The sequence below is a fragment of the Pseudarthrobacter sp. MDT1-22 genome (assembly GCF_054511035.1).
In genome coordinates this window covers 58,081-70,301 of sequence record NZ_JBTNDK010000012.1, presented here as the reverse complement: position 1 = coordinate 70,301, position 12,221 = coordinate 58,081, and the positions used below count along the sequence as shown (strand labels likewise).

At 66.3% G+C, this 12,221-nt stretch carries 9 protein-coding genes; all 9 read left to right on the top strand.

Annotated elements, in window-relative coordinates; all coding sequences use genetic code 11:
• Positions 1-368 precede the first annotated feature (368 nt).
• The 9 genes from ACX80M_RS11425 to ACX80M_RS11385 all read left to right on the top strand — a co-directional run bounded on the left by ACX80M_RS11425 (position 369) and on the right by ACX80M_RS11385 (position 12,214).
• A complete protein-coding gene (locus tag ACX80M_RS11425; protein ID WP_252611300.1) occupies positions 369-530 on the top strand; it encodes a hypothetical protein in 162 nt (53 codons plus the stop codon).
• Between the two features lie 61 nt (positions 531-591).
• Positions 592-2,058 (top strand): glycosyltransferase family 87 protein, encoded by a 1,467-nt coding sequence (locus ACX80M_RS11420; RefSeq protein WP_252611298.1) that lies wholly within the window; start codon positions 592-594, stop codon positions 2,056-2,058.
• Positions 2,051-3,490, top strand: coding sequence for a phytoene desaturase family protein (locus ACX80M_RS11415; protein WP_252611296.1), 1,440 nt, complete (start codon positions 2,051-2,053; stop codon positions 3,488-3,490). Before ACX80M_RS11420 ends, ACX80M_RS11415 begins: the two co-directional genes overlap by 8 nt.
• A gap of 149 nt (positions 3,491-3,639) precedes the next feature.
• Positions 3,640-5,628: a penicillin-binding transpeptidase domain-containing protein gene (locus ACX80M_RS11410; RefSeq protein WP_459309704.1), complete on the top strand. Its 1,989-nt coding sequence runs from the start codon at positions 3,640-3,642 to the stop codon at positions 5,626-5,628.
• Between the two features lie 98 nt (positions 5,629-5,726).
• The gene (locus ACX80M_RS11405; protein ID WP_252600847.1) at positions 5,727-7,409 is read left to right on the top strand and encodes an ABC-F family ATP-binding cassette domain-containing protein; all 1,683 of its coding nucleotides are present in this window, start codon (positions 5,727-5,729) and stop codon (positions 7,407-7,409) included.
• Between the two features lie 146 nt (positions 7,410-7,555).
• Positions 7,556-8,329 carry a DeoR/GlpR family DNA-binding transcription regulator gene (locus ACX80M_RS11400; RefSeq protein WP_252611290.1) on the top strand — a complete coding sequence of 258 codons (774 nt, stop codon included), beginning with the start codon at positions 7,556-7,558 and terminating at the stop codon, positions 8,327-8,329.
• A complete protein-coding gene (locus ACX80M_RS11395) occupies positions 8,326-9,552 on the top strand; it encodes an MFS transporter (RefSeq protein WP_252614806.1) in 1,227 nt (408 codons plus the stop codon). Before ACX80M_RS11400 ends, ACX80M_RS11395 begins: the two co-directional genes overlap by 4 nt.
• Positions 9,553-9,579: 27 nt before the next feature.
• A complete protein-coding gene (locus tag ACX80M_RS11390) occupies positions 9,580-11,076 on the top strand; it encodes a phosphatase PAP2 family protein (RefSeq protein ID WP_459309701.1) in 1,497 nt (498 codons plus the stop codon).
• Positions 11,077-11,251: 175 nt separating this feature from the next.
• A complete protein-coding gene (locus ACX80M_RS11385) occupies positions 11,252-12,214 on the top strand; it encodes an ABC transporter ATP-binding protein (RefSeq protein WP_459309699.1) in 963 nt (320 codons plus the stop codon).
• Positions 12,215-12,221 lie beyond the last annotated feature (7 nt).

Genomic DNA, 12,221 nt, shown 5'->3' with positions numbered 1-12,221 from the left:
GTGTCTGCCTCCTAACCTTCTTGCAACTGATGACGCCCCCGCGGCGGCGTCACTTGCAACGAGGTATATCCAGGCCACTTCCTTCTCGGATGGCTCGCGCTAGTGGCTCGCTCTAGGCGACGCCTGCTGGAAGTCTCCTGTCGGCGCAGCTTCAGGGCTGGTCCTCGCGGCGACGCGGCATCCCCATGGTTCGGAACTCAGCTTCTTTGTTGGGGTCTGCACCCGCCGCTGCAAGTAGGGTCCTTCTTCGCATTTGCGAACAATTCATAAATACCGGGCATTTCCCTGCCTAATTATGCCGTTATTGCTCTGGCACTAAATGGCCTTAATTGTCATGCCAAATTTTACGCCGAAAGGAGGTGACCACCATGATCAAGAGAATCAAGAAAGCATTGTTCTCCCTGCGGCGGCCTGTCCGGAATGATCGTCCTTTCCGGGATGGCCGCCGGGAATTCAACGGGCAGCTCCTGGACCGGCGGCGCGAAGAGGTTTTCGTCCTGTTGCACCAGCAGATGGGCGGTATGAACTGAAGGCTAGTGCCGGATATCAAGTCCGGTCCGGCGGGGCAGCGTCCCGGGTAAGCTCTCAGACATGCAGGAGACGAAGCCACCGGCGCACCCACGGCGCGCCCGCTTGGTTGTTCCGAGCCGCAGCGACCTGCTGCTGAAGAACTTCACGGAACTGATCGGCGGGCCGATGGGTGCCCGGTCGGCGCCCGGCCTCGTCTCCCCCGGCGTTTTTACCGTGGAACGTGTCCTGATCATCTTGACCGTCGTGGCGGCGCTGGCCAGCCTCGCCATCAAGGGCTACTGCCGGGCCAATGGCTGGTCGAGCCCCGGCCAGTTCTATTCCACGTGCTATTCCGACTTCCCGGAATTCTTCCGCAACCGAGGCCTGGGGGACGGCACGTTCCCGGTCCTGAGCCCGGGATCTCTCTTTGAAGACCCCGTCCTGATGGGACTCATTGCCGGGGTGACTGCCTGGATGGTCCCGGGCCAGGGCATCAGTGACGCGCGGATTCTTGGCTACTTCGACGTTAATGCCACTCTGGTTGCAGCCGTATGGATTATCACCGTGCTGGCTACGGCCCGGATGTCACAGCGGCGCCCCTGGGATGCGGCCATGGTGGCGCTGGCACCTGGCATCGTGCTGGCCGGAACCATCAACTGGGACATGTGGGCCGTGGCGTTGTTGGCGCTGGGGATGCTGTGTTTTTCGCGGGAAAGGCTGGTCCTCGCCGGCACCCTGATCGGCCTCGCCTCAGCGACGAAGCCCTATGCCGCCCTGATTCTCGGAGCCGTTCTGCTGCTGGCCCTGCGGACCGGGCGGATCCGCGCGTTCGTGGTTACGGCCGTTGCCGGCGCCGCGGCCTGGCTGGCCATTAACGTGCCTGTTGCGGTCTCCAACCCGTCCGGCTGGGGGTACTTCTTCAGGTTCACCGAGACGAGGGAAGCCGGCTACGGGTCGTTATGGTTCGCGTACAACCTGGTGGCCCGGCGCCTGCGCTGGCCGGTGCTGGATCCCGCAACCATCAACTGGCTGGCCCTGGCTGTGTTCCTGCTGGCCTGCACCATGATTGCCGCGGTGGCGCTGACAGCAGCACGCCGGCCTCGGCTGGCCCAGTTGGCGTTCCTCATCGTGGGTGCTTTTGTCCTGACCAGCAAGGTCTATTCGCCACAGCATGTCCTGTGGCTCATCCCGCTGTTGGCGCTGGCCCGGCCGCGGTGGCGGGATTTTCTCATTTGGCAGGGCGTTGAAGGCCTGCACTGGGCAGCCGTCTGGATGTACCTGGGCCAGGTGGCCAGCCAGGGCCCGACCCAGCACAATATTGACATGCCCTACTACGTCCTGGCCGTGGCAGCACATATGCTTGCAACGGCATATTTGATGTTCCGGGTTGTATGGGACATCTACGATCCGGACTACGATCCCGTCCGCCGCCATCGCCTCGATGATCCACAGGGAGGGCCGTTCGACGGGCTCCCGGACTGGTTGCGGTTCAGCCCCCGCCATCCCTCGCACGCGGTGCTCCCTTGGCGGGCGAAACACCATGCCTGACGTCGCCGTCGTCGGGTCCGGACCCAACGGTCTGGCTGCAGCCGCCGTAATGGCGCGCGCCGGCCTCTCCGTCGAAGTCCACGAGGCGGCGGACACCATCGGAGGCGGTACCCGCACCGCCGAACTGATGCAGCCGGGGCACCTCCACGACATCTGCTCGGCCGTGCATCCCATGGCGCTGGCATCACCCTTCTTCCGCGACTTCGAGCTGGCACGCCGGATAGACCTGGTGGTCCCGGAGCTTTCATTCGGATCACCGCTCGACGGCGGACGGGCGGCCCTCGGATATCACAGCCTCGAACGGACGGTCCAAGGCCTGGGCCGGGACGGCGACGCCTACCGCCGGCTTCTTGGCCCGCTGGTTGACCGCATTGACGGCGTGATGGATCTGACGCAGCACCAGCTGATGAGGATCCCCCGGGATCCCCTGGCGGCGGCGCTTTTCGGGCTGCGGACACTGGAGCAGGGATCGCGGCTGTGGAACGCGCGGTTCCACGAGGACCTTGCGCCCGCACTGCTCAGCGGCGTGGCCGCCCATGCGGTTTCGCAGCTGCCCTCGCTGGCCTCTGCAGGCGCCGGGCTCATGCTCACCGCACTGGCTCACGCCCAAGGCTGGCCGATTCCGCTGGGCGGATCGGCCTCCATTGCGGCCGCGCTGGAGGCCGACATCCGTGCCCACGGCGGGGTGATCCATACGGGGGCGACGATCGAGAGCCTCCAACAACTCCGCGGCGCGCGGGCCACTCTGCTGGACGTGGCCCCACGGGGCCTGCTGAACATTGCAGGCGACAGCCTCCCGGCCAGGTACCGGCAAGCCCTGGAGGGGTTCCGCTATGGGAATGGTTCCTGCAAAGTGGACTTCATCCTGTCCGGACCCGTTCCGTGGGCAGCAAAGGAACTGGGGGACGCCGGAACGGTGCACGTCGGCGGCACGCGTGCTGAACTTGCCCGTGCCGAGAACGAAGTATCCGCCGGGAAACACCCGGAACGCCCTTACGTCCTGGTGGCCCAGCCATCACGGTTCGACACGGGCCGGGCGCCGGCCGGCCGGCAGATCCTGTGGGCATACTGCCATGTGCCTGCCGGATCAACCCGCGACATGGGCGAGGCCGTCACCGCGCAGCTGGAGCGCTTCGCGCCCGGGTTCCGGGATGTGGTGATGCAGGCCCGGGTGACTACTGCGGCGGAACTGGCCAGCTACAACCGGAACTACGTGGGCGGGGACTTCAGTGCCGGCATTATGGATGTGCGCGGACTTATCCAGCGCCCTGTGGTTTCCAGCGTTCCATGGCGGACGCCGGTGCCCGGCGTGTATCTCTGTTCCTCCTCTACGCCGCCCGGCCCTGGGGTAACGGGCATGCCAGGGTTCTTCGCCGCGAAACATGCCCTTAAGGACATATTTGGTCTTGGGGTCCCTTCGCTCGGCCTCTGAACCCCGCCTCTATCCCGGCGCGAATGGACACTTAAGCCCCTGGCAGCGGTCCTCAAGTGTCCTTTCGCGCAAATCATTGGGGCGCCAAGTGTCCGTTCGCGCGGGATGGGTGACAGCAAGCGCGTTCCAAATCGGGGCATAATAGCGCCGTGGGGAACTCAAAGAAACTATCGCTTGCCATAGCTGGACTCATCCTCGGCGCCTCCTTGGTTGCCTGCGACGACGGCAGAGGGGCTGCCGAAAGCGCGGCCAAGCAGTTTGCGTCCGCTCTTTCCACGCTCGACGTCGGCTCGGTCGCCTTTGATGGCAAGGACTCCCGGGTGGCCAAGCAACAGGTCCAGGACGTTTTCAAGGCCCTGGAGCCGGACAAGCCCACAGTGGCGACCGGCGAGCTCACCCTGGACGGCGACACTGCAACCGTCCCGCTGGACTACACCTGGAAAATCGGCACCGGCGAGTGGAAATACACGGTCTCCGCAGAGTTCACGAAGTCAGGGGACAAATGGCTCGCGGTCTGGAACCCGGCAGCTCTGGTCCCCGGACTCGCCGACAACGAAATCCTCAGCAAGGGCACCCAGTCGCCGCAACGCGCCGACATCCTGGGCGCAGGTGACGCGAAGCTGGTCACGTACCGTCCCGTGGTCAACGTGGGGATCGACAGACTGCTTCTGGGATCCGCGGACGCCGCCACGTCAGCCACCAAACTGGCCGAACTGGTGGGCGTGGATCCCGCCGCCTACGCCCAACAGGTTGCGGCCTCCGGCGCCGAGGCGTTCGTCCGGGCCATCACTCTCCGTGATGAGGGCCGCACCGTCACGGACGCGCAGATCACGGCCATTCCCGGTGCCCGCGCCATCCCGGAAGCCCAGCCGCTGGCACCCAGCCGCACATTCGCAAGGGCAGTCCTCGGCACCGTCGGCGAGGCCACGGCCGAGCAGATCGAGGCGTCCGACGGCGTCCTGACCGCCGGCGACGTGACTGGCATCGGCGGGCTCCAGCAGCAGTACGACGCGCAGCTCCGCGGCACAGACGCCGTGGTGATCCGTGCCCAGCGGGCCGACCTGACCCGCGAACAGATCCAGGCCGCCGGAACGGATCCCCGCAGGGTGGTCTTCGAGATGGCCCCGACACCGGGCACGCCGCTGAAAACCACCCTTGATCCGAACCTCCAGTCACTCGCCGAGAGCACCCTTGCCGGTGTAGGTCCGGCGTCGGCCATCGTGGCGCTCCGCCCCTCCACGGGGGCCGTTCTCGCCGCGGCCTCAGGCCCGGGAAGCAACGGCTACAACACGGCCATGCTGGGCCAGTACGCGCCCGGGTCAACCTTCAAGATCGTCGATTCGCTTGCCATGCTCCGCAACGGCCTGACGCCCGATTCGAAGGTGGAATGCACACCCACCCTTACCGTGGACGGCCGGACGTTCAAGAACGCGGAAGGTTACCCGGAAACGTCTCTGGGGTCCGTGGCACTCCGCGATGCCTTTGCCCACTCGTGCAACACGGCGTTCATCGCTGCGCGCGACACAGTCACTCAGGCCCAGCTCGAGGCTGCTGCCGTCGCCATGGGCGTGGCGGTGGAGGCCCCCGCGCTGGGCGCCGCGGCCTTCCTGGGGTCCGTTCCGGGCGACGCGGCGGGCACCGAACATGCCGCCTCGATGATCGGCCAGGGCAAGGTGCTCCTGTCCCCGCTGGCAGCGGCCATCATGGCCGGTTCCGTGGGCAAGGGATCCCCCGTCTCACCGCAGCTGGTCCTGAACCCCGACGCCGGGGCTGCCGCGGCAGACACCTCCGACGAGACGACCGCGGAGGGCGCGTCGCCGTCGTCGACCGTTACGCCGGAGGCACCGTCCAAGGCGTCCGGCCAGCCCATCACCGCCGCCGAGGCCGCGGCGCTGTCCGACATGATGCGGGCTGTAGTCACGTCCGGCCACGCGGGTTTCCTGTCCACCGTTCCGGGCGCGCCGGTGGGCGCCAAGACCGGCACGGCGGAGTTCGGCAAGGAGAACCCGCCCAAGACGCACGCCTGGATTGTGGCCGTCCACGGTGACATGGCGGTGGCCGTGTTCGTCGAGGACGGCGGCCTCGGAGCCACCACGTCCGGGCCGCTGCTCAAGCAGTTCCTGACCGCCGCCGGCTAGGTCCCCCAGTTTTGTCTAGATAATGCGCGCCGAACTGCCTCGAAGGCCGATTATCTGGACAAAAACCCGGGTAGGGCGGGCGTGGGAAGATTGATGGCGTGGCCCACATAGACATTTCCGGCATTGACTACTTCCTCTCCGATGGCACCCAGCTGCTCAACGGCGTGACTTTCAAGGTCCCGGACGGTACCAAAACCGCCCTGATCGGCCCCAACGGCACGGGCAAGACCACCCTCTTCCGGATCATTTCCGGCGACCTCGTACCGGACGAAGGTGTGATCGGGCGCTCCGGAAACATGGGCATCATGCGCCAGTTCGTGGGCCAGGTCCGGGACGATTCCACCGTCCGAGATCTGCTGGTATCCGCCGCTCCGCCGGCCCTGGCCGCCGCGGCCAGGGAGGTGGACGAGGCCGAGCTCGCGATGGTGGAGCACGACAACGAGCCCAGCCAGATGCGGTACGCGCAGGCCATCGTGGACTGGGGAGATGCCGGCGGTTATGACGTGGAGACTGTCTGGGACGAGGTCTGCATGGCCGCGCTGGGACTGCCCTTTGACCGCGCACAGCACCGCCCGGCGTCGAGCCTTTCCGGCGGCGAGCAGAAGCGGCTGGTGCTGGAGGCCCTGTTTGCCGGACCTGACCAACTCCTGCTCCTGGACGAACCGGACAACTACCTCGATGTGCCCGGCAAGCGCTGGCTTGAGGACAAGCTCAACGAGTCCAAAAAGACTGTCTTCTTCATCAGCCACGACCGCGAGCTGCTCAACAATGCCGCCGGCCGCATCGTGACCCTTGAGCCGGGCATCAACGGAGCCGGCGCCTGGGTGCACGGCGGCGGCTTTGGATCCTACGTGGACGCCCGCGCTGACCGGAACGCCCGCTTCGAGGAGCTCCGCAAGCGCTGGGACGAGGAGCACGTGAAGCTCAAGGAACTCGTCAACATGTACAAAAACAAGGCCGCCTTCCGCTCCGACATGGCCAACCGCTACCAGGCCGCCCAGACTCGCCTGGCCAAGTTCCTCGAGGCCGGCCCGCCGGAAGCATTGCCGATCGAGCAGAACGTGCGCATGCGCCTGAAGGGTGGCCGGACCGCCAAGCGGGCCGTTGTGGCTGAGAAACTGGAACTGACCGGGTTGATGAAGCCGTTCTCCACCGAGGTGTGGTTCGGGGACCGCGTGGGTGTGCTCGGCTCCAACGGCTCCGGCAAGAGCCACTTCCTGCGCCTGCTCGCCACGGGCGGGACGGACCCGGAACGGGAGCACCTTCCCGTGTCCGACGTCGATATTGCTGAAGTGCCGCACGAGGGGACCGTGAAACTCGGCGCCCGTATCCGGCCCGGCTTCTTCGCCCAGACCCACGTCCGGCCCGACCTCCTGGGCAAGACCCTGCTGGAGATCCTGCACCGCGGCGACGAGCACCGGTCCGGCCTGGGCCGGGAGGCAGCCGCCGGCGCATTGGACGGCTACGGCCTGGCGTCGCAGTCGGAGCAGAAGTACGAATCGCTCTCTGGCGGCCAGCAGGCGCGGTTCCAGATCCTGCTGCTACAGCTCTCCGGCGCCACGCTCCTGCTGTTGGATGAGCCCACGGACAACCTGGACCTGCATTCGGCCGAGGCACTGGAAAAAGCCATCGACCACTTCGAGGGAACCGTCCTGGCAGTCACCCACGACCGCTGGTTCGCCCGCACCTTCGACAGGTTCCTGGTGTTCGGTTCCGACGGCCGCGTCTACGAATCCGCCGAGCCTGTGTGGGACGAAAAGCGGGTTGAGCGCGCCCGCTGACGCTCTCTCACTTCCTGCAGGTTTCCGGCCGACGCTCTCTCACTTTCTTGAGGAGAGTGAGAGAGCGTTGGTGATTTTCCTGCGTTAAGTGAGAGAGCGTCGGGTGGTGCTCTGTGCATATGATCATAAATTGCTATCATATGAGCATGAAGACTGAAGAGCGGCACCGCCTGATCGGGGAGCTGCTTCGCCACCAGGCCGAAGTCTCGGTGGAAGAGCTGACCCAGGCGTGCGACGCATCGGGCGCCACCATCCGCCGCGACCTCGAGCTGCTCGCATCGCATGGAGTGCTGCGTCGGGTCCATGGCGGTGCCAGGAGCCTCATTGCCGGCGGCGAAAACCCGGGCTACGGCCAGCGCGAACTCGAAGACCAGGGCGTGAAGGCCAGGATCGCCGCCGCCGTGGCAGGCCTGCTGGGAGATCGCGAACACGTGTGGCTGGACAGCGGCACCACAGCCACGGAAATTGCCCGCGTCCTCCGTGGGCGCGAACTGACGCTGATGCCCATGTCCATGCGCTCCCTGACGACGGTCACCGACGACGACCCGCATGCCGGCCAGCGTCCCGCCCTGCTGCTCCCGGGCGGAAGCCTGGTTCCCGGCGAGCTCTCCTTCCGCGGCCCGCTCGCGGAAGCCAATATCCGGTCCCTGCGCTTCGACACGGCGGTAGTCACCCCCTGCGCCCTGAACCTCAGGGACGGTCTCCTGGCCCATGATTTGGAGGACGCCGCAGTAAAGCGGGCCGGACTCGAATCCGCGGCGCGGGTGATTGTTGCCTGCGCCGGCGCCAAATGGAATGCCACCGCGATGGCCCTGGTTGCCCCCTTGGACGCAGTGAACGTGATAGTTACGGACAAAGACCTGAGTGCGGACGAACTCGCACACCTCAACAAGATCTCGGTGGAAGTAGTCAAAGCATGAGCATCAACACCAGCACGACGGCCGGACCGTCCCTCAGGGCAGCAGCCGCCGCCACTTTTGTGGTCTTTGGAATCAACGGCTTCGTCTTTGCCAGCTGGGCCGCCAGGATCCCCGCCGTCACCGAGACGCTGCACCTGACCTCCGGCCAGATGGGCACGCTTCTGCTGTGCATCGCCGTCGGCTCACTGCTGGCCCTTCCGACGGCGGGACTTGTGGTGGGGAGGATCGGCACCGCCAACGCGGTGCGGGCAGGCGCCCTGCTGTCAGCCCTGGCCGGGGTAGGCATTGCCCTTTCCCTGTCGGCGGAATCGGTCCCGGGCACTGCCGTTTCGCTGTTCTTCTTCGGCATCGGCGTCGGGCTGTGGGACGTTTCCCAAAACATTGAAGGGGCGGACGTTGAGCACAAGCTTCGGCGCACCATCATGCCGCAGTTCCATGCGGCCTTCAGCGGCGGGGCCTTTGTGGGGGCGCTGATTGGTGCGGGCCTGTCAACGCTCGGCGTCGGCCTGCCGTTGCACCTGCTGGTCATCGCCGGTGTGGTGGTGGTGGTAGCCCTCGTGGCGCCCCGCTATTTCCTCCCCCACGCGGCCCAGGCCGCTCCGGTCGAGGGTGAACCGACGGCTGTGAAGGGGCCATCGGCCTGGCGTGACAGCCGCACCCTGCTGATAGGCGTTGTGGTCCTGGGCGCAACACTCACCGAAGGCGCCGGAAACGACTGGATCGCCAAGGCCACTGTTGACGGGCTGGGCAGTTCGGAATCCACCGGTGCCCTAATGTTCGCCTTGTTTGTCCTGGCAATGACGGCGATGCGGCTCTTCGGCGGCCGTGTGATCGACACCTACGGCCGCGTTGCAGTGCTCCGGGCCAGCATGGCCGCGGCCACGGCGGGTCTGTGCCTGTTTGTGCTCGCGGGGAACATCTGGCTGGCCGGGGTTGGTGCTGCACTGTGGGGCGTGGGCTCAGCGCTGGCCTTCCCCATGGGAATGTCAGCCGCCGCCGACGATCCGAAGCATGCGGCCGCCAGGGTTTCGGTTGTATCCACCCTGGGGTATGTTTCCTTCCTGGCCGGCCCGCCGTTGCTTGGCTACCTGGGCGACCTCACGGGAATCCATCTGGCACTGCTCGCGATCCTCGCCCCGATCCTGGTGGCACTGCTCCTTGCCGGCGCCGCGAGGCCATTGGCCTCCAAGCCCCAGTTCTCCAAGGTCCTGCCCTCCAAGTAGGGAACCCACCGGTTATAGGGTGGGGAGATGTACAGAGTGTGGCGCAATGGACCGGGCTGGATCAGCCGCTTTGATCGGCATCTAGTCCGCGGCGTGTCGTCGTTCCCGGGTGGAAACCACGATGAGTTTTTCCGGCGCCTCTCCGCCTCCGCCACCCACGGCAAGCTGTGGATCGGGGCAGCGGCGATCATGGCCGCCTTCCCCGGCAGGCCCCGCCGGGCTGCCCTGCACGGGCTGATCGCCCAAGCGGTGGCATCGGCGGTGACCAACGTGGTGTTCAAGACCCTGTTGCCGCGGGCACGCCCGCTCCCTGAGCATCTGCCGGTTTTCCGGTTCGTCCATCCGCAGCCCACCAGCTCGTCGATGCCATCGGGGCATTCGGCCTCCGCTATCGCCTTCGCGCTCGGCGCCGGCCTGGTCAAGCCGGTTGTCGGTGCGGCACTTGCGCCGGCGGCGCTGGGGGTGGCCTACTCCCGCGTCCACACGGGGGCCCACTGGCCCTCGGATGTGTTCTTCGGTTCGACGATCGGCGCAGGGGCGGCGCTGGTGACCCGTAAGTGGTGGCCCGTCCGCCCACCGTTTCCCGGAGTATCGCGCACCGCAACCCAAGCCCCGGAGCTGCCGGGCGGTGAAGGTCTCAGCATCGTGGTGAATACACTGGGCGGCTCCTTCACGGAACAAACGGCAGGCGCACTTCAGGAAGTATTCCCGAAGGCGCATATAAAAACGGTAGAGCTTGGAGAGAGCCTGGAGGAGGCCATACAGGCCGCCGTCTCCCGCCCGGGTACCCGCGCCCTGGGCGTGTGGGGCGGCGACGGTACCGTTGGCACCGCCGCCGCAGCCGCCGTCGAACGTTCCCTTCCGTTGCTGGTGCTCCCGGGCGGAACGCTCAACCACTTCGCGCGGGACACAGGGACTGCCAACCTGAACGACGCTGTGGCAGCCGCGGCCGCGGGTGAAGCCGCGCGGGCCGACGTCGGCATGGTGACCGTCGAGCGCGGGCTGGCGGGCAACCCGGAAACGGCTGACCTGGTCATGCTGAACACGGCAAGCATTGGCCTGTACCCCAACCTGGTCCGGCGCAGGGAGCAGTTGCAGCCGGCCCTCGGCAAACCGCTGGCCGGCGTGGTGGCAATGTTCCGGACGTTCGCCGCGGGAACACCCACCACCCTGACCGTGGACGGTGTCCGGCACAAACTCTGGATCGCGTACATCGGACGTGGGCGCTATTACCCCCGGGACCACGCGCCCCTGTCGCGGCCGGTGCTGGACGATGGCGTCCTGGATGTCCGCATGATCACCGCCGACGAATCCTTTGCCCGGCTCCGGCTCCTGTGGTCGGTGCTGACCGGCACGGTGGCGACCTCCCGGATCACCCATCTGCGGGAGGCAACCGAGGTCCGGATTGAGTCGGAGGGCTCCCCCCTGGCACTGGCGGTCGACGGCGAGGCGCTGGCGGGCGTGCGCAGCGTCCGGATCCGGGTGGAACCGCGTGCCCTGACGTACTACTCGCCCCGCACCTAAGGCGCCTGCGCCCCCTGAGGGGACCCCTGATCATCCGTGCGGACTACCCTGATTCGACCCTGAATCATCCCTGAGACAGGCGAAATCCGGCCGAGCCGTCGGTAGCGTGGAGCGTACACACGAAAACTTCGCCGCATCCCGCAGCCACCAGGCTGCTGTTCTAAGGAACCTTTCCATGATTGAGGCAACAGGCCTGTCAAAGGTCTACGGCAGCAAAACGGCGGTTGACGGCGTCAGCTTCACCGTCAAAGCAGGGCAGGTAACGGGCTTCCTGGGCCCGAACGGTGCCGGCAAATCCACCACCATGCGCATGATCATGGGACTGGACCGGCCGACGTCGGGCACGGTCACCGTCAACCGCCTGCACTACGCCGATCACAAGGCCCCCCTGCACCAGGTGGGTGCGCTGCTGGACGCCAAGGCAGTCCACACCAGCCGCAGCGCCTACAACCACCTGCGGGCCATGGCGGCGACGCACAACATTCCCACTTCCCGGGTGCATGAAGTCATCGAAATGACCGGCCTGGAGGCAGTGGCGCGGAAAAAGGCAGGCGGTTTCTCGCTGGGCATGGGGCAGCGCCTGGGCATTGCCAACGCGCTCCTTGGCGACCCGCAGACCCTGATCCTGGATGAGCCGGTCAACGGCCTCGATCCGGAAGGTGTGTTGTGGGTCCGCAACCTGGTCCGCTACCTCGCCGGGCAGGGCAAGACCGTCTTCCTGTCCTCACACCTCATGAGCGAAATGGCCCAGACGGCAGACCACCTGATCGTGATCGGCCGCGGCAGAATCATTGCGGACGCCCCCGTGCAGGACATCATTGCGGGCACCCGCCAGGTCAAAACCCTGGTCCGCACATCCGCAGCCACCCAGCTGTCAGCCCTGCTGTCCGGCGATGGCGTGACCGTGGACCAGGGCCAGCCCGAAACCCTGGAAGTAACAGGCCTGGACGCACGCCAGATCGCCCAGGTGGCACTGGACAACCGGGTGCTCGTCTACGAACTCACCCCGCAGCAGTCGTCTCTGGAAGACGCCTACTTCGACCTCACCAAGGACGAAGTGGAATACCACTCACACCTGACCGGTGGACCCGCCGGCGAGTTCGCCCCGGAAACCGCCTCGGCAACGGCAGGAAAGTAAGGACGAT

Coding starts and splice junctions, on each gene's coding strand:
- ACX80M_RS11415 (WP_252611296.1), top strand. CDS start 2,051: ATGCCTGACGTCGCCGTCGTCGGGTCCGGACCCAACGGTCTGGCTGCA.
- ACX80M_RS11385 (WP_459309699.1), top strand. CDS start 11,252: ATGATTGAGGCAACAGGCCTGTCAAAGGTCTACGGCAGCAAAACGGCG.
- ACX80M_RS11425 (WP_252611300.1), top strand. CDS start 369: ATGATCAAGAGAATCAAGAAAGCATTGTTCTCCCTGCGGCGGCCTGTC.
- ACX80M_RS11420 (WP_252611298.1), top strand. CDS start 592: ATGCAGGAGACGAAGCCACCGGCGCACCCACGGCGCGCCCGCTTGGTT.
- ACX80M_RS11400 (WP_252611290.1), top strand. CDS start 7,556: ATGAAGACTGAAGAGCGGCACCGCCTGATCGGGGAGCTGCTTCGCCAC.
- ACX80M_RS11390 (WP_459309701.1), top strand. CDS start 9,580: ATGTACAGAGTGTGGCGCAATGGACCGGGCTGGATCAGCCGCTTTGAT.
- ACX80M_RS11395 (WP_252614806.1), top strand. CDS start 8,326: ATGAGCATCAACACCAGCACGACGGCCGGACCGTCCCTCAGGGCAGCA.